The sequence below is a fragment of the Rhodococcus erythropolis R138 genome (genome assembly GCF_000696675.2).
In the GTDB taxonomy this organism is placed as follows: Bacteria; Actinomycetota; Actinomycetes; order Mycobacteriales; family Mycobacteriaceae; genus Rhodococcus_F; species Rhodococcus_F erythropolis.
On record NZ_CP007255.1, the window covers coordinates 1,015,722 to 1,040,215 of the forward strand.

The 24,494-nt window shown below is 62.1% G+C and carries 25 protein-coding genes; 14 read left to right on the plus strand and 11 right to left on the minus strand.

The features are described from left to right. Positions 1-24: 24 nt before the first annotated feature. The 3 genes from H351_RS04650 (at position 25) to H351_RS04660 (ending at position 2,484) form a co-directional block, all read left to right on the plus strand. Complete coding sequence (locus tag H351_RS04650) at positions 25-618, plus strand: hypothetical protein (RefSeq protein ID WP_029256608.1); 594 nt, start codon at positions 25-27, stop codon at positions 616-618. Positions 619-777: 159 nt separating this feature from the next. Further along, positions 778-1,206 carry a YciI family protein gene (locus H351_RS04655; protein ID WP_007735729.1) on the plus strand — a complete coding sequence of 143 codons (429 nt, stop codon included), beginning with the start codon at positions 778-780 and terminating at the stop codon, positions 1,204-1,206. Between the two features lie 3 nt (positions 1,207-1,209). Continuing rightward, positions 1,210-2,484 carry an RNA polymerase sigma factor gene (locus H351_RS04660; RefSeq protein WP_029256607.1) on the plus strand — a complete coding sequence of 425 codons (1,275 nt, stop codon included), beginning with the start codon at positions 1,210-1,212 and terminating at the stop codon, positions 2,482-2,484. Between the two features lie 15 nt (positions 2,485-2,499). Here H351_RS04660 and H351_RS04665 read toward each other — a convergent pair whose 3' ends face one another. Next, a complete protein-coding gene (locus H351_RS04665) occupies positions 2,500-2,913 on the minus strand; it encodes a hypothetical protein (protein ID WP_020971251.1) in 414 nt (137 codons plus the stop codon). A 152-nt stretch (positions 2,914-3,065) separates the two neighbouring features. Between H351_RS04665 and H351_RS32240 the strand changes: the two genes are divergently transcribed. The 4 genes from H351_RS32240 (at position 3,066) to H351_RS04680 (ending at position 6,413) form a co-directional block, all read left to right on the plus strand. Beyond that, positions 3,066-3,236, plus strand: coding sequence for a hypothetical protein (locus H351_RS32240; protein ID WP_021333309.1), 171 nt, complete (start codon positions 3,066-3,068; stop codon positions 3,234-3,236). A gap of 76 nt (positions 3,237-3,312) precedes the next feature. Continuing rightward, positions 3,313-3,984 carry a TetR/AcrR family transcriptional regulator gene (locus H351_RS04670; protein ID WP_081051136.1) on the plus strand — a complete coding sequence of 224 codons (672 nt, stop codon included), beginning with the start codon at positions 3,313-3,315 and terminating at the stop codon, positions 3,982-3,984. Positions 3,985-4,128: 144 nt separating this feature from the next. Beyond that, on the plus strand, positions 4,129-5,562 hold the full coding sequence (locus H351_RS04675; protein WP_029256606.1) for a lipase family protein: 1,434 nt from the start codon (positions 4,129-4,131) through the stop codon (positions 5,560-5,562). Between the two features lie 152 nt (positions 5,563-5,714). Continuing rightward, positions 5,715-6,413, plus strand: coding sequence for a type 1 glutamine amidotransferase domain-containing protein (locus H351_RS04680; protein WP_021345989.1), 699 nt, complete (start codon positions 5,715-5,717; stop codon positions 6,411-6,413). Between the two features lie 97 nt (positions 6,414-6,510). Here H351_RS04680 and H351_RS04685 read toward each other — a convergent pair whose 3' ends face one another. Genes H351_RS04685 through H351_RS04695 form a run of 3 tightly spaced genes read right to left on the minus strand, consistent with a single transcriptional unit; the run spans position 6,511 to position 9,355 of the window. Beyond that, entirely contained in the window at positions 6,511-7,815 is a 1,305-nt protein-coding gene (locus H351_RS04685; RefSeq protein ID WP_059016320.1) for an HNH endonuclease signature motif containing protein, read from the minus strand. Between the two features lie 56 nt (positions 7,816-7,871). Next, positions 7,872-8,726: an alpha/beta fold hydrolase gene (locus H351_RS04690; protein ID WP_029256605.1), complete on the minus strand. Its 855-nt coding sequence runs from the start codon at positions 8,724-8,726 to the stop codon at positions 7,872-7,874. Further along, the gene (locus tag H351_RS04695; RefSeq protein WP_232253178.1) at positions 8,723-9,355 is read right to left on the minus strand and encodes a TetR/AcrR family transcriptional regulator; all 633 of its coding nucleotides are present in this window, start codon (positions 9,353-9,355) and stop codon (positions 8,723-8,725) included. The genes H351_RS04690 and H351_RS04695 overlap by 4 nt, the downstream gene beginning before the upstream one ends. 68 nt (positions 9,356-9,423) lie before the next feature. On the opposite strand from H351_RS04695, the gene H351_RS04700 reads away from it, so the two are divergent. Beyond that, positions 9,424-10,857, plus strand: a complete 1,434-nt coding sequence (locus tag H351_RS04700) for an amidase (protein WP_029256604.1) — start codon at positions 9,424-9,426, stop codon at positions 10,855-10,857. Here the strand turns inward: H351_RS04700 and H351_RS04705 are convergent. From H351_RS04705 to H351_RS04720, 4 genes are read right to left on the minus strand one after another with little or no spacing between them, the layout of a single operon-like run. Beyond that, complete coding sequence (locus tag H351_RS04705; RefSeq protein WP_019745916.1) at positions 10,854-11,492, minus strand: DUF5701 family protein; 639 nt, start codon at positions 11,490-11,492, stop codon at positions 10,854-10,856. The genes H351_RS04700 and H351_RS04705 overlap by 4 nt on opposite strands. Before the next feature lie 10 nt (positions 11,493-11,502). Next, on the minus strand, positions 11,503-12,147 hold the full coding sequence (locus H351_RS04710) for a TetR/AcrR family transcriptional regulator (RefSeq protein WP_019745915.1): 645 nt from the start codon (positions 12,145-12,147) through the stop codon (positions 11,503-11,505). Further along, positions 12,135-12,398, minus strand: coding sequence for a hypothetical protein (locus H351_RS04715; RefSeq protein ID WP_019745914.1), 264 nt, complete (start codon positions 12,396-12,398; stop codon positions 12,135-12,137). The genes H351_RS04710 and H351_RS04715 overlap by 13 nt, the downstream gene beginning before the upstream one ends. Next, positions 12,395-12,829, minus strand: a complete 435-nt coding sequence (locus H351_RS04720) for a hypothetical protein (protein WP_029256603.1) — start codon at positions 12,827-12,829, stop codon at positions 12,395-12,397. Before H351_RS04720 ends, H351_RS04715 begins: the two co-directional genes overlap by 4 nt. A 154-nt stretch (positions 12,830-12,983) precedes the next feature. Between H351_RS04720 and H351_RS04725 the strand changes: the two genes are divergently transcribed. Then, the gene (locus tag H351_RS04725) at positions 12,984-14,312 is read left to right on the plus strand and encodes a diacylglycerol/lipid kinase family protein (protein ID WP_020909604.1); all 1,329 of its coding nucleotides are present in this window, start codon (positions 12,984-12,986) and stop codon (positions 14,310-14,312) included. Positions 14,313-14,424: 112 nt separating this feature from the next. Then, positions 14,425-15,999 (plus strand): carboxylesterase/lipase family protein, encoded by a 1,575-nt coding sequence (locus tag H351_RS04730; protein WP_029256601.1) that lies wholly within the window; start codon positions 14,425-14,427, stop codon positions 15,997-15,999. Here H351_RS04730 and H351_RS04735 read toward each other — a convergent pair. Continuing rightward, a complete protein-coding gene (locus H351_RS04735) occupies positions 15,992-17,950 on the minus strand; it encodes an AfsR/SARP family transcriptional regulator (RefSeq protein WP_029256600.1) in 1,959 nt (652 codons plus the stop codon). The two genes, H351_RS04730 and H351_RS04735, sit on opposite strands and share 8 nt — an antisense overlap. 82 nt (positions 17,951-18,032) lie before the next feature. Between H351_RS04735 and H351_RS04740 the strand changes: the two genes are divergently transcribed. Further along, the gene (locus H351_RS04740; RefSeq protein WP_029256599.1) at positions 18,033-18,911 is read left to right on the plus strand and encodes an alpha/beta fold hydrolase; all 879 of its coding nucleotides are present in this window, start codon (positions 18,033-18,035) and stop codon (positions 18,909-18,911) included. A 2-nt stretch (positions 18,912-18,913) separates the two neighbouring features. Here H351_RS04740 and H351_RS04745 read toward each other — a convergent pair whose 3' ends face one another. Beyond that, positions 18,914-19,891: an ABC transporter substrate-binding protein gene (locus H351_RS04745; RefSeq protein WP_029256598.1), complete on the minus strand. Its 978-nt coding sequence runs from the start codon at positions 19,889-19,891 to the stop codon at positions 18,914-18,916. 244 nt (positions 19,892-20,135) lie between these two features. Between H351_RS04745 and H351_RS04750 the strand changes: the two genes are divergently transcribed. The 3 genes from H351_RS04750 to H351_RS04760 are packed head-to-tail and all read left to right on the plus strand — an operon-like array spanning position 20,136 to position 24,035. Further along, positions 20,136-21,689 (plus strand): MBL fold metallo-hydrolase, encoded by a 1,554-nt coding sequence (locus tag H351_RS04750; RefSeq protein ID WP_003942885.1) that lies wholly within the window; start codon positions 20,136-20,138, stop codon positions 21,687-21,689. 14 nt (positions 21,690-21,703) lie between these two features. Further along, entirely contained in the window at positions 21,704-22,369 is a 666-nt protein-coding gene (locus H351_RS04755) for a YoaK family protein (RefSeq protein ID WP_019745905.1), read from the plus strand. Positions 22,370-22,406: 37 nt separating this feature from the next. Beyond that, positions 22,407-24,035, plus strand: coding sequence for a cation:proton antiporter (locus H351_RS04760; RefSeq protein WP_029256597.1), 1,629 nt, complete (start codon positions 22,407-22,409; stop codon positions 24,033-24,035). Here H351_RS04760 and H351_RS04765 read toward each other — a convergent pair whose 3' ends face one another. Then, positions 24,036-24,473, minus strand: a complete 438-nt coding sequence (locus H351_RS04765) for a DUF2867 domain-containing protein (protein ID WP_029256596.1) — start codon at positions 24,471-24,473, stop codon at positions 24,036-24,038. Between the last annotated feature and the right edge of the window lie 21 nt (positions 24,474-24,494).

Below are 24,494 nucleotides of genomic sequence, written 5' to 3' on the forward strand. Positions count from 1 at the left end.
CGACGCGCGTCGGATCTCCCTAGGATGACGCCGGTGGACAGCGTACATCTCGGGGTGGGTTCGAGCGATTCGGAAGTTGGGTCCAGGATCGGTGGACGCCCGCCGCAGGTTGTCGCTGGTCAGCCGATTTTGCAGACGCATGAGTATCTCTTGACGCTCGAGGCGCACACGGCTTCGTGGCTCGGTGCGCGAGAGCTTTCCGTCTTCATCCGTCGGGGATTCTCCATCGGCGACGACGACCTCGAATACCCGGACATCGGGTTCAGTGCAGTCCTGCACCCGCCGTCATCACGAAGTGCGGAATCGGCCGGCACTCACGAGGGCCTGGGGAGCGCGGCGTTGGTCAATCTTCCCGCAGACGACGAAGTGATGCCGTTGGTGTTGATCGCGCCGCAACCGGTACTCATACAAAATGAACCGTCCTACGCCGATGCCGTCGAGGCGGACGGGCATCGCTTCCTGTTCCAGATCAATGAAGAGGGATGGCCGGTGGTTGCCGAGCCGCAACCCGAGTTCGTCGAGGAATACCTGTTTGGCTACGGCTCGGTGTATTTCTACGGGAGCGCTGACGCGGCCGGGCTCGCCGATGAAGTCGTGCCGGGATTTCTCGATTTCTGAGCTGCCAGACGACCCTTCTGCCGATACCGTGGGCAACGTATTCGACCGGCGGATTTGTCCTTCGAAAATTAGTTTCGGAAGTTTGTCGATCGGCGTCTTTGCCGTTCGACGTGTAGGCAGAGGGACCGAATGAGCGGTCCACAAACGAAGGAGATTCTCATGAAGTACATGCTGATCATGCGTTCCACCGACGAAGCCATCGAAGCATCCAAGGACATGGACTTCGACGAGATCATCGCCGCGATGGGGCAATACAACGAATCCTTGATCAAGGCCGGTGTGCTGCTGGCGGGTGAGGGATTGGCGATGGAGGAGGGATTCATCGTCGATTTCGAGTCCGATCCGCCGCTGGTCTCCGATGGCCCGTACGGCGAGACGAAGGAGTTGTTCTCGGGATTCTGGATCATTCAGACGTCGACCAAAGACGAAGCCTTGGAATGGGCGAAGCGCTGCCCGCTCGGGCCGGGAAGCAAGCTCGAGGTGCGCCGCGTGAGCGAGATGTCGGACTTCGATCAGGACAACGAGTACATCCAGAAGGAAGCCGGCTGGCGCGAAGAGCTCGGTACCGATCGTCCGGTCGCAGGCTGAACCATGACCGACGAGACGGTGCGAGAAGAAACGAGAAAGGCTGTCGACGCGGTCTGGCGAATCGAATCCGCGAAGATCGTCGCCACGTTGACTCGCACCGTCGGAGATCTTGATCTCGCCGAAGACCTGGCAGCGCAGGCTCTGCTCGAAGCTGTCGAGCAGTGGCCTGCCACCGGCGTTCCCCGAAATCCCGCTGCCTGGCTGACTTCCGTTGCGACGCGTCGAGCAATCGACGGGTGGCGACGACGTGAGAGGTTGGACGAGCGCTACGCCCACTTTGCGCGTGAACTCGAGAACGACGCTTCGCATTTCGACGACGTCAGCTGGGATCCGGATCGGATCGACGACGATGTCCTCCGGCTGATGTTCATCGCCTGTCACCCGGTGTTGAATCGAAAAGCGCAGGTGGCCCTGACTCTTCGGGTGGTGGGCGGGTTGACAACCGAAGAAATTGCGAAGGCGTTCCTGACGCCGACCGCGACAGTTCAACAGCGGATAGTCCGTGCGAAGAAGGCGTTGACCGCTTCGAAAGCGGTTTTCGAAGTTCCAGGACGAGAAGAGTTTTCGAGCAGGTTGAGCGCCGTCCTCGGAGTCCTGTACCTGGTGTTCAACGAAGGTTATGCAGCCAGCTCGGGGGACGAGTGGATGCGGGCGGACCTGAGTGCTGAAGCTCTGCGGCTCGCGCGAATACTCGCCGAATTGGTCCCCGGGGAATCCGAGGTACACGGCCTTGTCGCGTTGATGGAGCTGACAGCCTCGAGATTCGGCGCTCGGACAACCTCGACAGGTGCGCCCATCCTGCTGGCGGACCAGGACCGGACTAGGTGGGACCGCCTACAGATCTCGCGTGGGCTTGCGGCGCTGGAACGAGCTGACGCCGTCGGGCGTGGACGTGGCCCGTACGGTTTGCAGGCAGCGATAGCCGAATGTCATGCGCGAGCAGCAACTTTCGATGACACCGATTGGAAGAAGATAGTCATCCTCTACGAGGCGTTGGCGCAACTGGCCCCATCGCCCGTGGTCGACCTCAATCATGCGGCGGCGGTATCCATGGCATACGGTCCTGGCCCTGCGCTCGAATTCGTCGACAAGCTTGTCGCTTCAGGTGAATTGACCGGGTACCACCTGCTTCCCAGTGTTCGGGGGGAGTTGCTCAGTCAGCTCGGCCGATCCGAGGAGGCTAGAACCGAACTCCTCGAAGCAGCGAGGCTGGCCGGAAATGAGCGTGAGCGTGCAGTATTGGTCGCGAAAGCGGATGCGCTGCTGTCGGATCAGTAGTCACACGATTGGTAGTCAGGGCTGAGTCGGATCATCATTCGGCACCATGGGCGGCATTCCGACTCCGTAAGGATCGAGCATGTCCGATACACGTCGACCCCACCGTTCATGGGCGGACTGACGGGTCATGCCGGCAGCGCGGCCGATGGTTGCCCATGTTGCGCCGAATCTTCGCAGGCTCATGACGCTTGCCGTCGAATCGATGCCTGCGGCGAGCTGGATCCGGAAACTTGCCAATTGCCACGCCATCTGACGCTGCGCCGGGATGTCGGTGTCCTGTTCTGCCTCCCATTCGGGGCTGCCAGGTAATGGATCCGTTCCGACAATCTTGTCCGCCTGCGCGCCGGCCTCGGCGATTGCGACGTTAGCCGTCGAAGTTGCGGCGGTCTCGATCTTTGCGGTCAGGGCGGTCTCGATCAGATCTTGCATGAGAAGTTCTCCATTCGTCAGGTTTAGCCTGACAGTTTCAATTGAATGTTGTCAAGAATTTCCTGACTGATTCAATTTGATTAATGCACGATCTATTTGTGTACTATCTAAATGGCCTTCGGTTCTGTTGGCCGACGTCGAAGGGGTTGCTGGTGAAGATCGTGGTTCTGTCATTCCTGATGGCGCTGACCTTGATGACGGTCGGGATCATCGCGGCGCGCAACTGCAGCACTCGACCTGCCGTGACCGGGGCAGTTACTGCGGCGTCGACGGTTCTTGCTGCCGCCTGGACACTTTTTGCCGTGGCCTTCGTACTGACCTGATCGCACTTCGGCGTGAGCGCGCCAGCGTCGGCGACTGAACTGCGCAGCAGGTCAGGTGCGTTTTGTCTGCAGCGCGATGCCGCATACGCTGGCAGGCGTGGCAATTGCTGAAACAGACAGGAACTATGGAGGAAGGTCGGTCGCGGCCCGCAAGGCCGAGCGCCGTTCCCTCTTCTTGAATGCTGCTCTCAGTGTGTTTGCCGACAAGGGGTATGCCGGAAGTTCGGTGGCGGATATCTGTGCGTCCGCGAGTTTGGCCAGAAGGCAGTTCTACGACGAGTTCGGTAGCCGCGAGGATCTACTCCTGGCGCTGTATGACCAGATTCAACTCGACGCCAGAATTGCAATGGTCGACGCACTCGACGCGGAGCCTTCGGTCAATCTGCGGGACAAGGCAGCAACGGCCATGGCTGCCTTCGTCGAGTCGGTCGGAAGTGACCCGCGACGTGCACACGTTGCCTTCATCGACGTCGTGGGTGTCAGTCCTCGGGTGGAAAAGCATCGTGTGGACCAACGTTCGGTTTGGGCAACATTTTTCGAGTCGATCATCAAAGGGATTGTGGGCGACGATTACGAACCGCCGGGTGGTTACCGGTGGGCGTCCACTGCCTTCATCGGTGCGCTTACCGCGCTGGTGCACCAGTGGAGCACTACGGAGCCTCGTCCCCCTGTGTCGGTACTGGTGGATCTGATGACGGTGCTCCTGAACGCGTTGATTGACGACGCGCCCCTTCGTGCCGGCGAATAGGTCACGAACACCGGGGATTGTAATCCAGCCCACAACGCTCTACTCTCGTCCTCAATATGTTAGACACTCGCATCTAACTTGTGCGCCCGTGATGAGAACTGCGGCAACACAAGGCAATCTGTGCTTTTTCGGGGAGGAATTGGTATGGGACGACGCTGGACAACTGACCGACAACGCGGGGGCTTCGCGATTGCCGTGATTGCAGTAATCGGGCAGATCGCACTTTCGGCACCTGCCTCAGCGGCACCGGACGGAGGTGTTCCTACCCACGTTCAGGTCCAGCCTGCCCTGCCGCCTGCGGTTGCGCCGCTATTGCCTGCGCTGGACCAGGCCTTTTATGAACCGCCCGCCGGGGTCGTCGAATCCAAGGAGCCGGGTGAGATCATTGCCGCGCGTACAGTGAATCTCGGTACTCTCAATCTGATTCCGACCAATGTTGATGCGTGGCAGATCTCATATCGTTCCAATAACGCTGCGGGTGAGGCGATTCCGGCTGTCACCACAGTGATCAAGCCTCGCGGCGACACTCGCGACGGCGGGCCGCGTCCGCTGCTGTCCTTTCAGATGGCCGAAGACTCGCTCGGAAGTTACTGCGCACCTTCGTATGTCATGCAGCAGGGCGCATTGCCGTGGCTGGTGACGGGCGCTGCCACTGGTGGGGCGCAGTTCCTCGAAGTGCAAGCGGCGCTGGCGCAGGGCTGGGCACTATCGGTGCCCGATCATCAGGGGCCGAATTCTTCTTTCGCGTCCGGCCCGGTAGCCGCGCGGATCACGCTCGACGGTATTCGTGCCGCCGAGAACTTCGAACCCATGGAGCTGCAAGGTCGGTCGACTCGAGTAGGGCTGCTCGGGTACTCGGGCGGGTCGATTCCTACTGGTCACGCGGCTGAAATGCGGCGCACCTATGCCCCGGAACTGAATGTCGTCGGAGTCGCCGAAGGCGGTGTTGCAGCCGATCTCGGTGCTTTGCTCGACAATGCCAACAACGCTCTAGGGGCCGGGATCGTCGCTGCCGGTGTCATCGGAGTGAGCCGAGAAGATTCTGAACTCGCAGGCTTCATAGATCAGCACATAAACCCCGCCGGCCGAGCGCTTTTCGCTGCCAAAGACAACCTGTGCATGCTCTGGACGTCGGCTGCTGTGCCCTTCCTCAACATCAAAGGTTTCCTCGATGTACCGGGAGATCCCGTCCAACATCCCACGGTGAGAGCCGCGCTCTCTCGAGCTGCAATGGGTAAGTCCGTTCCTGACGTGCCGATGTACATCTACCAGTCGAATCCCGACTGGTTGGTGCCTGTGGGCCCGGTGAACAAACTCGTCGATACCTATTGCCAAGATCCTTCTGCGAGTGTCGTTTACACCAGAGACCACTTCAGTGAGCATGTCAGCATGGAAGTCGTCGCATTGCCGAGTGCTCTGCTGTGGCTTCGTGATCGGTTCGCCGGCGTCCCGGCCCAACAGGGGTGCAGTACCTTCGATGCTGGATCGATGGCGCTTGATCAGAGAACGTGGCCGGTCTGGGAAGACGCAGTGGGCGAACTTGTCGCAGGCCTGTTCGGCAAGCCGATCGGAAACTAGCAGGGGACGTGATGTTGTGGTGAGGAATTCTCCCAGGGGCAAGGTGTTGCACTGACTGGACGTTGTTTCACTGATCGGGCCTGACGATGGAGTCTTGTCACAACTGGCTTCTTGTCACAATTGGGTTCCTGTCACCGACGAAAGGTTGCGCGATGACAAAGCTGTTGTTTGCAGTCACTTCTGCAGATCACTGGACGCTGAACGACGGGACAGCCCACCCAACCGGATACTGGGCGGAAGAACTGGTCGAGGCGCATCGCGTTTTCGTCGAGGCCGGCTACGACATCGTGATCGCGACGCCTGGCGGTAAAGCCCCCGTTGTGGATGAGGGAAGCCTGGCGCCTGAGGTCAACGGCGGGCAAGAAGGCGCTGATCGTATGCGCAAGTACATCGCCGATCTGCAGCCGGTGCTGGATTCGCCGGAGATTCTGGAGAACGCCGATGCTGCCGACTACGACGTGGTCTTTGTGCCAGGTGGACATGGACCGATGGAAGATCTTGCGGTGTCGGCATCCTTCGGCGAGCTTCTGGTGAAGTTCTTGGACGCCGACAAGGTGGTTTCGGCGGTCTGTCACGCACCGGCGGCACTTCTGCCCGCCCAGAGATCCGATGGAAGCTGGCTGTTCGACGGCTATCAGCTGACGGCGTTCACCAACGAAGAGGAGACGCAGGCTGGTCTGGCGGACAAGGCTCCGTGGCTGCTCGAAACTCGGCTACGCGAGTTGGGCGGCAAATTCTCGAAGGCTGACGCCTGGTCGCCTTATGTCGTGGTGGACCGGAAGCTATACACCGGCCAGAATCCGGCTTCATCGAAGCCGCTCGCCGAGCGGATCGTCGCCGACTTGGGCTGAACGATCACCGGCTAGGCCTGAGCACGGCTTTCGGCACCGCATCGAGGACTCCTTCGATGCGGTGCTGGGCCGTGTTCTGTTGTGCCTGAGGTTCTTCTCAGGTTTTGAAGGTGGTGTTCGCCGGTCGCGGGTGCTGCTGCGGGTCGATCGAGGGCGGTGGGATGAACCAGGGTTTGTTGTCGACGCCGATGCGGATCACCCATTTCCCGACGAACCCGGACTTGCGGTGCATCAATCGATGATGTGAACGGCACAGCAGGACAAGGTTGTTCATCACCGTCGGGCCGCCGTTGGCCCAGTGCCGGATGTGGTGCGCATCGGTCCACGCGGGCACGCATGTGCAGCCGGGGAACGCGCAGCCCTTGTCTCGGGCGATCAGCGCCACTCGCTGCTCGGCGGACACCAACCGTTTCCCGGGTTTCGCATCCAACGGCGCGCCGTGACCGTCGAGCAGCACCGTGGACAGGAAACAATCACACCCGAGAAGCCTTGTCTGCGAGACGGACAGTGGTCCGAGCCACGGCATATGTCCGACATCAAGATCCGACACAGCCACTCCGTCACCAGAAGCAGCGGGTGCGGCGGCGCAGTCCCGATGCTCCGCGAGATCACGTGCGTTGATGTGCACGTTCACGTGCGGCCGCTGACCACCATCGACACCGGTCTTCGCGCAATCCAAATACCGGCGGATCAGTTCCGTGAACCCGTCCGCGGTCCGCTTCGCCGCAGACCGAGAATCCGGGGTTCCATCGGGTGCTGGGGTGGGCATCGTCAGATTCGACAACGCCGACAACAACATTTCCCCGGTGAGAGCATCGAAATCTCCGCGCACCACCACCCGACCATTCAACGTCGACGCGATCCGCAACTCGTTCCGATCGACATCTTCGGCGGGCGGAATCTCATCGGACTCGAAGATTCGCTCCAAGGTCGCGATAAGACTCCGCACCTTCGTGGTCGTCGCCTCCACACCCGACGCAGCAGCCAACAACAAATCGACACAGCGAGGCAACGCCTCCTCCGGCATCCCCTTCGGTGGTGACTCGCAGAACGCCACGATCAACACCGCGTGCTCGAAGGAGCAATCCCCGCCATCGAACCGAGCAGCCACCGCCGGAAAAGGCCGAAGCGCCGCACCCAACGCGGCGATCTTCTTCCCGTCCCGGACCTGCAGCATCGTGTTTGCCGCCAACCAGCACCCCACCCCGCGGCTCGCGATCACCTGATCATCCGGCCGCAACGACAACTCGTCCACCACCGCCACACGCACAGCTTCGAGACGAAGAATCTCCGCACTCGCCTCGATAGCAGCAGCACGCAACTCAGAAGCAGACAACCGCCACAGACGTCCGCGCAACCCCACCGCAGAACCAGACACCACATCCGACAACAGAACACTCATTGAATCCCCCGATCCCCACCTCTAACAATACTCGAACATCAGTTCGAGTCAAGAGGTTATGTGAGGGCGCGAATGAGTGGAGTGGGGTCTGCGACTACGAACAGATGACCGCCCCCGCTGACCTCTTCGAAGCGAGAGTGGGGGATCATCGAGTGGGCCCAGCGGGCAACTTCGATGGGTACGTTCCTGTCATCGGTTCCGTGCAGGAAAACCGTTGGTACCGAGATGGATTGAAGCAACCCTGGCATCTCGTGGCGATACCGAGCCAAGTCGACAACCCCTGCGGATCCGCCCTGTGCGATCCCTTCGGATGAATCCAATTGGAGAGCAGGGCGATGCGACTCGTCGGTCATGACGGCCTGATCGGCGGCCGGCCAGATCGAGACGGAGTCGCTGCGCAACTTGGAGAACACTCCGGTTCCCGCAAGCATTGCGCCAGCCATGCGGGGAGCCCAGTTGGCGGCAAAGTACAGCGCGGATACCAGTTTTATCCTGCGCCGCAAAGTATCTCGTGGGGCTCCGGGAATCATGGCGCACGCCAGCACCAATTTCGAGACTCGTTCGGGTACGGCCGCAGCGACTGCGAGCGCGTAACCGCCGCCTCCGGAGAAGCCCATCAGTGCGGCCGAGTCCAACTCGAGATGATCGATCAGAGTGACGTAGTCGTCGTCCCAGGAATGAAATCCCTTGTCCGTGTGTGGATCTGTGCGACCGAAGCCGGGGCGATCGGGGACGATCAGCCGTAGACCCGCCGTCGCAGCCGCGTTGTCGAGCGAGAGCCCCTCGTATCGGCTGCCAGGTGATCCATGAACCACGACTACCGGCCGGCCAGTCGGATCGCCGTACTCGCAGAACGCGATACGGCGCCCCGAGGTGCCACGAATTTCGGTTGTCGCCACGCTACTTGTCATGTTGTGCTTCCTCGCTGCGCGATCGACGCCACGCCATCCAGAATGAGCGTGACTCCGAATTCGAACCTTCGGGCGGGATCGTGATGAAGCGCGAACACCGATGCCTCGCGTCGATCGGCGGGTGCACTGTCGAAAGCTCCGCGTCCCAATTGAATTGCGACGTGTCCGGTCACGAAATCATGCACGGCGCCGTACGCGTAAGTGGCCTGTTCGTCATCGAGGCCGGCCTGCGAAAGCGCTCGCACGACTCGGTGGGCGGTATCGTCGGCGCCGGGCGCTTCCAGTGATGCCTGCCGATGGGCTTCCAGAACGAGAGGATGCTTCATCAGAAGGTCATGTAGACCGTAGGCGAACGTGCGGGCAACCCCGCGCCAGTCGGTCGGCCAGTCGATCGACGAGACGGCTTCTCCCACGAGGGTGGAAATCAGGTCTCGCCTCAACGCGTCGATGCCGCCGGTAGTGCGGTGGACGGACATCGGCGATATGCCCAGTCGCTCGGCGAGCACTCGAAATGAGACCGCGTCCAGGCCGTCCGTATCGGCGATCTCGGCCGCAGCATCGAGTATCTGTCTGTGACTCAATGCTTTTGGTCGACCGGCCCTTGCGGAGCCGGCGGATTCGGATACCATGCTGACAACAATAGCGATACGCGTATCGAAATTACAAGTGCCGATTGACCTACAAGGAGTGCTGCCCCATGACTGATCTCCATCAATTGTCCGCTGTCGAACTCGCCGCAGTGATCGCCGCGAAGCAGGTCTCGATCCCCGAGGTGGCACGGTACTTCGTCGATCGTGCGACCACTTCCGATGACGTGGGTGCATTCACGACGATCGCCGGGGAACATGCGATCGAACTCGCCGAGCAGGCCCAGCGAAGGTTGGACGAGCGGGACGCCGGACCGCTTCCGCGCCTGTTCGGCGTCCCGACGGCCATCAAGGACCTCGACGCGACTCGCGGCATCCGCACGACATTCGGGTCGGCGCTCTTTCGGGACTTCGTGCCGGACGCCGATGACGAGATCGTCGAGGCGATCCGAGAAGGTGGTCTGATCGATATCGGCAAGACGACGGTGCCCGAGTTCGGGGCAGCGTGTTACACCGAGCCGGAAGTTGCTCCGCCCGCGCGCAGTCCGTTCGATCGCACACGAAGTGCTGCCGGTAGCAGTGGTGGCGCCGCGGCCGCCGTCGGCGCTGGTCTGGTGCCGTTTGCTCAGGGAAGTGACACCGCCGGTTCGTTGCGTTCACCGGCAAGTACGTGCGGAGTCGTGGGCCTCAAGCCGAGTCGCGGTCTGATCACGATGGGGGTGGCAGGTCACGACAACTTCGGTTTTGCGAGCAAGGGGCCGATCGCCCGAACGGTTCGCGATACCGCTGCACTGCTGGATGTTCTGGCGACGCGACCTGGCGCCGGGACGATTCACCCGCCCCGGCCGAAGTCGTTCGAAGAGTTTGTCGTCCAGGCAGAAGGATCGCACTCTCGCCCCCTGACCGTCGCCCTCGCTCATGGCTCGGTATCCGGCGGCACGGTGGACCCACGAGTCTCCGAGGCGGTATCGAGGGTGGGCGTCGTTCTCGAGAGCCTGGGACACAACGTGTTCGAACGTCCTCAGGCCCGAGACGACGCCTTCGTCGATGCCTTCACCACGATGTTCTCGTCCTTGGCCGGCACCAAGCCCATTCCCGAAGAGTACGAACACCTTCTCCGTCCGATAGTGCAGCACTTACGTGTTCGAGCAAACGAAGTGCCGTCGGGCGATCTGGCCGCGGCAATCGGAGTTGTTCAGGCATGGGCGCGGCGGTGGAGCCTGGATTACGCCGACGCCGATCTTGTTGTCACCCCGACGGTGACAACACCGCCGTTGGCAGTCGGTGAGCTACGCAATGACGAAGACCCCGCGACCGAACTGATCGACATGGTCGCTTTCACGGGAAACACCATCGTCGCCAACGCAACTGGATTCCCGTCGATCAGCTTGCCGCTCGGGTGGACGGAAGACGGTGTTCCACTCGGCGTGATGATCTCGGCGAAATGGGGTTGCGACGCAGAATTGCTCTCTGCCGCTGCAATGCTGGAGAACGCGATGCCGTGGAAGGATCGATACCGATTCGACCGCGCAACCGTGCTCTAACCCGGGAGCGACGTCCGCCCGCCGGCCGATGCAAACCCCAACCACGTGTGGCGGTTACCCCACCAACACCACCCGACTTTCGGGGCGTTGCGGTTGTCTTTGCCGTCCCGGCCGGTTCCGTTGCTGATCCACACAGCCGGGGTTCTGGTGTCGAAAGTTCCGTCAGGCTTACGCAATCGGGAGCCGATGGTCATGAAGCACTTTCCGCGTTCGAGGACGTCGGGGCGCTGCAACAGCCAGTGAATGCCTTCGGTGAGGGTCAGCGGCGTACGGTCGGCATCGACGATCGCGGGAAGCGCTTCGTCCGGGCTCCAATTGGCCAGGTGATCCCCGCGGTCGACTTCGCCGAGCAGATACATCGCGGTATCAGGCAACGCGGCCGGCTCGGTAGGAGCGAACAGATCGACGTCGGCCATGTCGACGACAATGAAGCCCCGCTTGTTCTTGTGCTCGAGCAGGGGAGTCAAAATGGAAGCTGGAGCGAGTTTTTCGTGCACGGTAAGCAGTCCAGCCTCACCTTTTCCGGCTGCGGCGGCTGCCCTGACGTCGCCGGCAGAAAGCCCGGCCATCTCGTGTACCCCGAGTTCGATCAATCGCTCGGCCTGCTGATCGATGGGCGGGAGGTCGAAGTGCATACCTGCGATACTACCGATCGTGAGCAGGCCGAGCGGTGGGATCGGCGGTGAGGGAAGTCGGCCACGAGACGCCCAACGCGCGCATGATGAACGGGACGGTGGTCGCCACGACGGTGTCCACTCGGTCGCCGGCCATGAGCATCGGGCGACGGCTTTCCACGCAGGCGAGGATGAGTTGCGCGGACGCGGCAGCATCGGAATCGACAAAGACGCCGGCGTCGACACCTTCCTGGACGAGCTGTTCTACCAGAACCGACAGCGGGACAATATGTTCGAGGAAGCTTTCGCGATCCTGCGCGGACAGCAATTCGACCAACGCGATTCCCGTGAATCGCTGCAGTGAGAACTCGACGAGCGTCAGTTTGACGAGGATTTCGATTCGGTCGACAGGATTCTCGCGATCCGCGAGTTCACGCTCGGCCAGGAGCAGGAATCTGTCCATCTCGCGGGTGGACCAGGCAAGCAGTAACGCAGATTTGTCGGGGAAGTAGTTGTACACCGCTGTCCGTGAGACACCGGCTGCCTGGGCCACAGTCTGCAGCTTCACGTTCTGCCAGCCCTGCTCGTGAAGTTCGCGAATGAACGCGTCCAACATGGCTTCTCGGGTCGCGATCTTGTGTTCTGCGGTTGTCGCGCCACCGGTCAGCTTCGGCATGGTCGATCCTCCTGTGTCTGATTCATGGTCACGGGGAGGTCGAACAGATCCGCAACAAGGCGTGGATCACCCTGCCACATCGAGACGGGTACAAGCATCATCTGCTGCGCGATCGAGCGTACGGATCGGCAGACTTCCTGCGCTTCGGCGGCGGTGAGCGTCGTGCGTTTGCGCAACCGCTCCATCTCCGCGGCAGTCAGATCGGTGATCCATTCTTCGGCCGCAAGCGAGAGGGGTGAATCCGGTGTCACGGCCGATCCAACTCGGCACTGGAGAACCTCGAAGTCATCACGGACAGCATGACGACGGCGACGACCGAAACGGCGTGTGCCGCCGCCAGCCAGAGCGACTCGGGTGCATGTTTGTGGAGGGTCGGCGCCATCAGCATGGCCATGAGGAGGGCGAGACCCGACAACATCGCGGGGCCGTTGGGTCGGCCGACAAGCAGGCTGACCAGGAGAACGAGCGCGACAACGCTGCAGGCCACGTCTACAGGCGGGTACGTGGTCGGGACGATTCCGTGGACGGTGTCGGTTAGGTTCAGCCCGATCGACACCAATTGTGCGAGGCCTGTCGCGCCGGCCAGCCAGGCCGTCCACCGCAGTCCGTGAAGACCGGCTTTCCGCACCACGGTCAGAGGCTCCTCCGAAGATCCCCATGCTGCGGACGTCGGTGTTGTCACGGGCCTTCTCCTTTTTATGACGAGGTGTCGTCATAAAGTATCAGCGCTGGAAAAGTGGGTTTCCGAGGGTAGGTAATTGGCTAGTCCTGAGGAGACAGACACGGCAATATCAACAGTTGAATATCCGACGAGGCGAACTGCGGGAGGTGGCTCGATGACGACCCCTGTCCGCACGGATCGGCCCTCGTCGAAACAGAGTTGGTTGGCGCGCGCGGCATTTGCTGCGCTGGTTCTTGCCGTCGTGGTGCTCCTGATTTTCGCCGGACTGAAAACCTTGACCATGCTGATCCTGGGGATCGGTGGGGTGGTCGTGTGCGTCGTAGCGGTGTACTGGTTTCTGACCACCCGCGGATTCCTCCGCTGGATCTCGTTGGCTGTGGCGGTTCTGACGCCGATCGTGGTGCTCGCCTTCCTGATCCGAGAACGCCTCTTGTGGGTGGTGCTGCTCTCGATCGGATTGTTCGTCATAGCCGGTATCTGCGCCCGCGCCGCTTTGGAGGGGGAGGAGAAGGAACTGCCGGTGGTCGAGCGACCGGCGCCGCCGCCCGCCAAACCGTTCTTCGTGATGAATCCGAACTCCGGCGGTGGCAAGGTCGAGAAGTTCGACTTGAAACGCAAGGCCGAGGAACGAGGGGCCACGGTCGTACTGCTCGAGGGGCCGGAGAAGATCGACGTGACGGCCTTGGCCAGGCAGGCGGTCGCGGACGGCGCCGACCTACTCGGTGTTGCCGGTGGCGACGGAACTCAGGCGTTGGTTGCCGCTGTCGCGGCCGAACACGACCTGCCCTTCCTGGTCGTCAGCGCCGGGACGCGCAATCACTTCGCCGCGGATCTGGGTCTCGACCTCGACGATCCGTCACGGTGCCTCGACGCTCTTGTCGACGGCGTCGAGGTGACGGTGGATCTGGGTAATGTCGGCGGTCGAACCTTCGTCAACAACGCATCGTTCGGGGCATACGCCGAAGTTGTCCAGAGTCCGGAGTACCGCGACGCCAAGACCAGCACCTTCCTGCAGAAACTCCCGGATCTGCTCGCCGGACGCGCCGGAGCGGTGCTGACCGCGCGCTCCCCGAGCGTGTCCGCGGTGGGTCCACAGGCGGTTCTGGTCAGCAACGGACCGTACGAGATGAACGACCTGGCGGGGCTCGGTCATCGCCCGCGATTGGACCGGGGCACTCTCGGGATCGTGGCGATCTCCGTCGGCAGCGCCCGTCAGGCCGTCGGGTTACTCCATCGGGCGCATCAACGAGGCCTGGCTCAGGGCACCGGATTCGAGGTGATCATCGACGCCGACACCGACGAGATTCCGGTCGGCGTCGACGGTGAGGCTCTGGTGATGCCGACTCCCGTCAGGTGCACGGTCAGCCCGCAGGCACTGAGAGTCAGAGTCCCCCGAGACCGTCCGGGCGTCCGTAGGCCCAGGCATGCCTGGGATCTGGTCCGATTGCGAGAGTTGGCTAAGTTCACGAAATCCGGCGCATGACCTGGCGATAGCCTTGCATGACTGCCAGCAGAGTGAATCCGGCAAACATGTCCGATTTGCACCGGATGCTGGCAGCATTGAGGGCCGGTACGGATCCTCGAGGAGCAATCGAATGACGATCACACCCAGCGAAGCGCCGGTAGTCGAGACAACGTACGGGCCGGTTCGTGGATCCACGGAAGGTGCGGTATCGAGTTGGAAGGGGATCCGCTACGCGGCACCTCCGGTCGGGTCGTTGCGTTTCCGCGCACCGGTTCCGCCACAGCCGTGGACCGAGATTCAAGACGCAACAGAATTCGGTCCGTGTGAACCGCAAAGTCGACTTGCGATGATCCCGCTCGGTGAGAACGTTCCGATGGATGAAGACTGCCTGTTTCTCAACGTGTGGGCGCCGGGCTCCGCCGGCTCTGATGCGCCGGGTAAACCGGTCATGGTCTGGATTCACGGCGGTGCGTACTTTCGCGGAGCATCCAGCCAACCACTGTTCGACGCAACCACATTGGCTGAAAATGGTGACGTTGTCGTCGTCTCGATCAACTACCGCATCGGTGTGTTCGGCTTCGTCGATTTCTCGTCCTTCAATTCGGAAGAACACACCTTCGAGCCCAATGTCGCTCTCCGCGACATGATTGCAGCGCTGCAATGGGTTCAAGGCAACATCGCGGCCTTCGGTGGTGATCCGAATCGGGTGACGTTGTTCGGCGAGTCGGCAGGTGGCGGCGCTGTGACGACGCTGATGACCGTGCCGTCCGCCCGTGGCCTGTTTCATCGCGCTATCGCCGAGAGTTCCCCCGCCACTTCGGTGTACGGGAGTGAACGTGGCGAGATCGTCGCGAAGCTGTTTCTCGAGATCTTCAGCGGCGGGGGCGATCTGGGTCTACTGCGGTCCACGTCTGCCGAAGACTTGATCGGGCCGTCAGACGAACTGTTTGCTCGCGTCCCTCAGGAGACGCCCGGCACTTTGGCGTTCGCGCCGATCGTCGACGGTGATCTGCTCCCTGATTACCCGGTGCGCGCGTTCCGTCACGGCAACGCACATCCGATTCCGCTTATCATCGGAACCAACAAAGACGAATCTTCGCTCTTCCGGATGATGAAATCGCCGTTGATGCCGATCGATCCCGTCGTGATCACGTCGATGTTCGCGGAGATCGCCGACGAGCACCCTGGGCTCGAGCTACCCGATCATTCGCAGATCGAAGGCGCATATTCGGGGCTGTCCAAGCTGGGCGCTGGTCTCGGGCTGACCCGTGACTTCGGATTTCGTTTGCCCACGCTGTGGATTGCCGAGGCGCACAGCAAGATTGCACCGACCTGGTTGTACCGATTCGACTACGCGCCGCCGATGCTCAAGGCGCTGAAAATTGGTGCGACCCACGGGACCGAACTTGCCTACGTCTTCGGCAACATCAATCACGGAGCGCGGGACATCACCTACAAATTGGGTGGGCTGAGCGCGGCGCGTCACGTGTCAGAGCGCATGCAGGCTAGGTGGCTGGATTTCGCCAGAGCTGCAGGTGATTACGGCACCGGAGCCGATCGTGAACTGGGTGCGGACCCGGGGTGGCCCACTTACGACACCGACACACGCTCGACACTGTTGATCGACAAGCACGATGCCGTCGTCGCTGATCTGGATTGCGAGATCCGGGAGGCGTGGGGTGACACGGTGATTGCATTCACCTGATGGTTCCGGTCCACTGCAGTGTGGCGAGATAGTGCGAGACGGGTCCCGCTGTGAGCATTCCGCTTCCGGCGCCGGCAATTTCGGCGGCGGCAGGTAAGAGCGCCGCTCGAGCACGCTCCTTGACTCGACTGTCGCCGACTGCAGTGGCCGCCGCGGCAGTGAGGCACCACAGTGCCTCGGAGAGTAGGTCTTTGGGCGGGTCCGGCAATGCCTCGACAGCCTTCGCTGCTTCGTTCGCCTGCCCCTGTGCGATGAGCAGGTGTGGCCGGGCCCAGGGTTCGTACGGGCCCCATTGCGTAGCCGGGTCGAAAATTGCCGGCAGTCCCCGCCACACGCGGAGGGCGAGAATTGCGAGAGGGAATATGCCGTCCTCGAGACCCGGCATGCCGGAACCGGAAAGGTTCACCGCCGCAGCTTCGTACAGCTTCTCGCAGTGCGCCGCTTCTGCGCCGGTAGTGGCCGTTCGCATAGCGCGAAACCAGGTGGTGAACACCGCTGCCAACGGCCGTTCGTGACGTCCGGCCAATCGATCAACTGTCTCGGCGTGTAGCTCGGCTGCGTCGAATTGCCCCAGTGCACTGAGGGCTTGCATACGGATCAGATGGCCGAGAATCTCGAAGGTGGACAGTCCGTGTCGAGCGGAGAGGTCGACCAGTTCACGGCCGATGCCGTCGCGCTCGGAGGCCAGACCGGTAGTCCAGAACGTCTGCATGAACAATCCGTTCAGAGCGAAAGCCAGGGGACCTGGATCGTCGAGAGCGCGACTGATCTGCACTGCAGCGCGGGCACATTCGAGTCCACGATGACCGGACAGTCCTCGCGATTCGAGTGCAATTGTCGCCAACAGTCTGGCCCGAGCGGGTTCGTTGCCGACCGGAAGTCGATCGAGGGTGCGCTGAGCGGCCGCGACGATCTGCGCAGCCTGTCGAGGATCGTCGGATCGTGTCCAGATTCCGGGCACGTCGTAGTTGCCGATGATCCGTGCGGTGAGTTCGACATCGTCCAATTGTTCAGCGGCACCGATGATTGTCAGTCGTTGGTTTCGGGCAGTCTCGAGTCCGCTTCCGCCCGTAACTGCCAAACTTCGGAGCAGGCCGACGGTTGACTCCAATCTCGATTTCGACCCTGCCGCTACGGTCCGGTCGTACGCTGCCGAAACCTGAGTGAAGATCTGTTCTGCCGCTACAGGATCCAGGTGGTTTTCGCGGCGGAGAATGTCGGACTCGAGGTCGGTCAGTCGTGGCCCGGGGTCGATGCCCAACTCTTCGGCGAGTAGCTCGCGTGCGCGACGTAGGACTGCCAGAGCATCGCCTTGACGGTTGGACCGGTACAGCGCGAGAGCGAGTAGTCGCCAACCGTCCTCGCGCCAAGGGTGTTCCGTGACGTGGGCGTCCAGATCGGGAATCGCTTCGGCAGTTCGCCCGAGATCGAGTTGCGCGGATGCGAAGCGTTCGACGGCAGTCAGACGCAGTTCCTCGAGGCGTGACCGCTCCGATCGAGCCCACGGTTCTTCGGCGAACTCCGCGTAGGCCGGCCCTCTCCACAGTTGGAGCGCGGTTCGGAGCAGTTCGAGTGATTGCGCCGGCGTCGAATCGGCGGCTTCACGTACCAGTCTTTCGAATTCCCAAGCGTCGACCGCGTCGGGTGCAGCACGAAAGGCGTAGCCAGGGCCTTCGGTGACAATGACTTTCGGCTTCGTTCGCGGGGCGCGATCCGGTTCGAGTGCGCGCCTCAGTGCGGAAACGAACGTACGTATTGCACTGGTCGCCCCGGCTGGAGGATCGACCCAGAAGTCGTCGACAATCACGTCCACCGGAACAACACGTCCTCGGGCAATGATCAGACGAGCGAGAACCGCTCGGTGTCGCGGGCCCTTCAGATCGATCAACCCTGACGAATCGTTCCACGCGACCACGGGTCCGAGAACTCCGAAAAATATGTGGTCTCGCATTTCCCCACGTTATCGCGCTCATCGAATGCTCATCGACTACGGCGAAGCTGATTGCCATCACCCCGACCAACGAGAGCGACCGATGACGATCACCATTCCAGGCTTCGACTACCAGCAGATTTCCACAGCAGACGGAGTGCGGCTCAACGTCGCGGTCGGCGGAAACGGAACACCACTCGTCCTTCTTCACGGTTTCCCCCAGACGCACCTCATGTGGCGTCACGTCGCCACTGCGTTGGCGTCGGATCACACCGTCATCTGCCCGGATCTCCGCGGATACGGAGCCAGCGACAAACCGGTCGAGGAAAACCCGGACACCTACTCCAAAAGAACAATGGCTGCCGACATTGTCGAGGTGGCGAAGAAGCTGGGACACGAGAAGTTCGCCCTCGTCGGCCACGATCGTGGTGCGCTGGTTGCCGTCAGAGCTGGGCTGGACCACCCGGATGTGATCACACAGCTCGGTTCGCTGGACGTGCTCCCGACCTTGGATATGTGGGACATCCTGCACGGATCGAATGCTGCTGTGGCATTCCATCTCTATCTCATGGCTCAGCCACCCGGTCTCCCCGAGCAGATGATCAGCGCCAGCGCCGACGCGTTCTTCGAGTACTTTCTCGACGTGTGGACGCAGAACCGCGAAGCGATTCCGGTAGACGTGCGGGCGGAATATCTGCGGGCCTCACGGGAGGCGGTGCCGTCGATCGTTGCCGATTACCGGGCGTCGGCAGGCATCGACATCGAACACGATCGGGTCGATCGGGATGCGGACAACCAACTGCACATGCCGGTCACGGTCATTCAGCAGGACTGGGGTTCGATGCTCGGTTACGACGCCGAGGCCCTGTGGAAAGCGTGGGCGCCCGATCTCGAGCACCGCACGCTGTCCGCAGGTCACTTCATGGCAGAAGAGGCGCCTGCCGAAGTGGTCGAGGCGATCCGCACTCTGCTGAAAAGGTAGTTCTAGCGCTTGACCCCGGCCGCCAAGTCGTCGACCAGGACCTTGGCGGTCAAGGCGTATCCCGCGGCCTTGTAGTAGTCGAACGGAATCACGCGACCGGCCTGTGCGGCGGGCAGGCGCTGCCACGTCGGCGAGGTGTACGCGCTGCCGGAGGCGCTGCGATCCAAGGCGAAGATGACGTCGGCTTCTTCGAGACGGTTGAACTGCTCCGACCCGAGCATCACGCGAAGGTCGGGGCCTTCACGGAGCACCTCGAACCCGAGGTCCTCGGCGACGGCGGTGCGGAAATCGTTCTGGAACCACGCGATCTGATCCTCGGCGGCGGCAACGAAGGCAACCTTCTTGCCGGCCATCAGCGGTTCGACGGTCGGGCGGACCTGAGCTACATGGGCGTCGTACTCGGCGAGTACTTCTTCGGCGCGATCGCTGCGCCCGATGCCGGTGAGGAAGTCCGACATGACCTTCCGCCATTCCGGGGTGAAGTCCTTGCCGACGGGCAGGACCGGTGCGATCTGCTGCATCCGGTCGTTGCCGTACGACCCGTTGTCCCACCAGCCGGCGCTGAGGACGAGAAGGTCCGCGCCGAGGGTCGAGATGTATTCGAAGTTGGGATCCGAAGCACCTTCGGCGAAGATCTCGACACCGGTGGCATCCGGGACCTCGCGGCGCAGGTGTTCGGCGGCGCCGGTCGGGTAGGCGGTCACCGGGTACCCCGCAAGGATCGACAATTCGAGGCCGTCCCGCGGATCGAGCGCAACGACGTTCTGGGGGTCCGTCGGAATGATCAGCTTCTCGTCGCCGCGTGTGAACTCGAAGGTCTCCGCGTTATCGGGCGTCGAACTTTCCGTGCTGCTGCAGGCGGCGAGAAACGCGGCCGCAGCGACGCCCGCGCCGACGCCGAAGAAACCGCGCCGCGTCAGGTTGTCCACGATCGCCCAGTAGTCGCGATCGGTCGTGGAGGGAGAAAGAAGTCGAGTCATGCTTGTTAGGTTAGCCTTAGAGGTTTCCTCGAGGAATGGCGAAACAGCTCCCACGAGCGCCAAGAAATACGGCGAACACGCCAGCGTGCCGAGTGTTGTCGGCGTCACCGGCCCACCTGAATCACAACCCACTTTCGACCTTTGACGTGCATGACGTCACAACCGGCCGCCTCCTCGATCGCGATTTGGCCCTGATGGCGCCGACTATGCTGGGTGCACCAGCAGTACGATTTCGGAGGTTGCAATGCAGATCACCAGCGTCGGCCACGCAGGATTTCACATCCAGACCGAGGCCGGATCCATCCTGTGTGATCCATGGGTGACCCCGACGTATTTCGCGTCCTGGGTGCCGTTCCCCGACAACACCGAGCTGGACTGGGACGCGCTGGGCAACTGCGACTACCTCTACGTTTCGCACCTGCACAAGGATCACTTCGATCCGAAGAACCTGATCGCGCACGTCAACAAGGACGCCACCGTCCTGCTCCCCGATTACCCGGTGCCGGACCTCAAGCGTGAGCTCGAGAAGCTCGGCTTCCACAAGTTCTTCGAGACGGAAGACTCCGTCAAGCACACCGTCAGCGGTCCCAAGGGCGATCTCGACATCATGATCATCGCTTTGCGCGCTCCGGCGGACGGTCCGATCGGTGACTCAGGCCTGGTCGTCTCAGACGGGGAGACCACCTGTTTCAACATGAACGACGCCAGGCCCGTCGACCTCGACCCGCTGACCGACGCCTTCGGGAAGGTCGACATCCATCTGCTGCAGTACTCGGGCGCGATCTGGTACCCGATGGTCTACGACATCCCGAAGGGCACCAAGCGCAACTTCGGCAAGCAGAAGCGTCAGCGCGGCATGGACCGCTGCCGCAACTACATCTCCCAGGTCGACGCTGCCTGGGTTGTACCGTCGGCCGGCCCGCCGGTCTTCCTCGACGACGACCTGCGTTACCTCAACGACGATCACGGCGACGAGGGAAACATCTTCCCCGACCAGATCACGTTCCTCGAGCAGATGCGCATCAACGGCAACGATCGTGGTCTGCTGATGATCCCCGGCTCGGCCGTCGAACTTCGGGGAAGCGAGAAGGTCGCCCTGACGCATCCCATCCCGGACGCGGACGTCGACAAGATCTTCTCGAACAAGGCCGAGTACATCGAGAAGATGGCGCAGAAGATGGCACCGGTCATCGCCGCGCAGAAGGCTACGTGGGCTCCGGCCGAAGGCGAGCCGCTGCTCGACGGTCTGAAGGCCAAGTTCGAGCCGATCATGGCGCAGTCCGATCTGATCTGCGACGGTATCGGCTACCCCGTCGGACTCGTGATGGGAGAGGAGACGGTCGTCCTCGACTTCCCGAAGCGGATCGTTCGCGAGCCCATCGACGGAGAAGGTAAGTACCGCTACGGCTTCCGCATTGCTCCCGAACTGGTTCGCACCGTTCTGCGTGACGACGAGCCAGACTGGGTCAACACCATTTTCCTGTCGACACGCTTCACGGCGTGGCGCATCGGTGGGTACAACGAGTTCCTCTACACGTTCTTCAAGTGCCTCACCGACGAACGCATCGCATACGCCGACGGCTGGTTCGCCGAGGCGCACGACGACAGCGCGTCTATCGAGTTGGGTGGCTACGAGATTCAGCGTCGTTGCCCCCACCTCAAGGCTGACCTGTCGAAGTTCGGTGTCGTCGACGGCACCAACCTCACCTGCGATCTGCACGGCTGGCAGTGGGATCTCGAGACCGGCCGCTGCAAGACGTCCAAGGGCCACGAGCTGCGCACCAGCAAGCTGAGCTGAACCGAGCTCGTCGGGTGACGGGATACAGCAGGTCGCTGATCGGCCTGGCGACAGCGCTCGCCGGGTTGGCCGGTTACGTCGACGCGCTCGGATTCATCACGCTCGGTGGGCCTTTCGTTTCGTTCATGAGCGGCAACATGACGCAGGCGAGCGTCGCATTTGCCGACGGGGTGTGGTCGACCGCGCGGGTGGCAGGCGGCATCATCGTGCTCTTCCTCCTGGGAATCGCGCTGGGAACCGTCGTCACCCACTTCACGGAGCGGTACTCCGTCCGGACGCGCAAGGTCACAGTGCTTGCGGTTGTGGCTGGACTGCTGGCCATCGGTTCGGTGATGAGCAGCCTCGACGTCACCCCAGGCGCGATCTCGGCGATGGCCCTGGCGATGGGAGCCGTCAACTCGGTGTTCCAACGCGACGGTGAGGTGACGATCGGTGTCACGTACATGACCGGTGCGCTGGTCAAGATGGGCCAGCGTCTCACCGGAGCCTTTCTGGGCGGCCCGAAGTGGGCGTGGCTGCAGCACTTCGGGATGTGCGCGGGGTTGATCGCGGGCGCGGTAGTCGGTGCGCTCGTTCATCGGTGGATCGGCCTTCACGCTCTGTGGCCTGCTTCGGCATTCACGGTTCTTCTGATCGCCGTCGCGTGGCGGGTCTCGCCCCCGGCGCCGGCACAGGTGTAAAAAGAGCGGGGTACACAAGCCGGAGTGCGGGGGAACTGTGGATGCTCTGATCATCGTTGTGCTGGGACTACTCGGAATCGTCGCCGCCTCGACGCTGGGGGCGCGGATCGGAGTCGCGGCGCCGCTGATTCTGGTGATGGCCGGGATCGTTGTCAGCCTCCTCCCCTTTGTCCCAGCAGTGGACATCGATCCGGAATGGATTCTCGCGGGTGTGCTTCCGCCGCTGCTGTACTCAGCTTCGGTCTCGATGCCGTCGATGGAGTTTCGGCGTGAATTCGGTGCTATCGGTGGGCTCTCAGTTCTCCTCGTCGTGGTGAGTGCGCTTGTTCTGGGTGTGTTCTTCTCCTGGGTGATACCAGGACTCGGCATCTGGTGGGGCATTGCACTCGGCGCGATTGTGAGCCCGACGGATGCCGTCGCGACGTCCATCGTCAAGAAACTCCCGGTCTCGCCGCGGGTGGTGTCGATCCTCGAAGGCGAAAGCCTGCTCAACGACGCTACCGCTCTGGTCCTGTTGCGTACTGCCATCGCCGGAGCGGCCGCGTCGGTATCGCTGTGGAGTGTGTTGGGCAAGTTCGCTTTTGCCGTCGTCGTGGCCGCGGTCATCGGTGTTGTCGTCGGCAAGGTCAACCTGATGGTTCGTGCCCGTGTCACCGACTCGACGGTCAACACGGTCATCTCGTTCACGGTGCCGTTTCTGGCCGCGATCCCCGCCGAAGAGTTGGGTGCATCGGGGTTGGTTGCTGCCGTCGTGGCCGGGCTCGTCACCGGCTACGACGCTCCTCGGAAGCTTTCGCCGCGTCATCGGCTGTCGGACTCCCAGAACTGGCGCACAGTCGAACTGGTCCTCGAAGGTGCGATCTTCCTGGTGATGGGCCTCGAACTCTCGTCGATAGTCGACGATGTCCGGGTCGACCACGAGGGAATAACCACCGCAGTCTTCGTCGCTGCGGGTGCACTGTTCCTCACGATCTTGGTTCGGGCTCTGTACGTCGCGCCGCTACTGCGAGCACTCCAAGCGCGGGCAAACTTTCGCGAACGCATGAAACCCAGACTCTCCGACATCGCGAATCGTCTCGACAATCCGGAGGATTACCCACCGGACGAAGGGCGGCGTAGCAGGCGCCGGGCGCCTTCGGCGAATCAGATGGAACGGTTCAAGATTCGGGTGCGGCGGACGGTTGCCGATATCGATTACTACCTTGCCGCGCCGTTGGGATGGCGTGAAGGGACGATCGTCATCTGGGCCGGTATGCGCGGAGCGGTCACTCTGGCTGCCGCGCAGACTCTTCCGGAAGACACTCCGAGTCGATCGCTTCTGATCTTGGTGGCGTTCCTGGTCGCAGCCGGCTCGTTGATCCTTCAGGGTGGGACGTTGAAGCGCGTCGTAGTGGCGGTCGGTCCGGCAGCGCAGGACCTCACCGATTCCGAACTCGACGAACATCGACGTTTGCTCGCTCTACTCGAGGATGCTTCTGCGAGTTTCGTTCCACCCGAGGGGCAGTCGAAGAAGAAGACCCGGCTCGACGTGATCGACGCGCAGCGTCGAGCGCTACTCGACGCGCGGGACGACGGCCTGTTCGACGCACGGATGCTCGGATCGGCACTGGCCGCGCTGGATGCCGATCAGATCAGCCTCGAACTCAAGGGCGGTCCGGACGGTTGATCACGTGCACAGTCTCTTTCGAGCAGACGTCATCATTGCCCGCGTGATCACGCCGTGCAGTACCTGAACGGGTGCGAAGTAGATTCGGCCCGCGCGGTTCTTCAGCTCCACGGCAGTGAGGACGTGCAGGAGACCGGCGTCGTTGTCGGCCCGAACCGAGGCGACGAATCGTAGGTGTTTCTCGTCCGCCTCGATGAGAGCCTCGCCGTCGGCGATCTTGTCGACGGCAAAGGTGTCCGGGCGTCCCTTGGCGATGCCGAGCAGTCCGACTACCCGCTCCCTGAGCCAGAACATCGCGAGGACTGGTGCGGGGACATTCCTGACGTCGAAGACGGCCTGCGCCCACTCCTCGGAAGTATGGGTCGGAACAGACGGGATGGTGATCGTGGTGGCTTCAGCCCAGTCCGGTGCAGGCATTGCCTTGAATGCGAGTGTCATTTCATCCTCCGTACGGTGCCG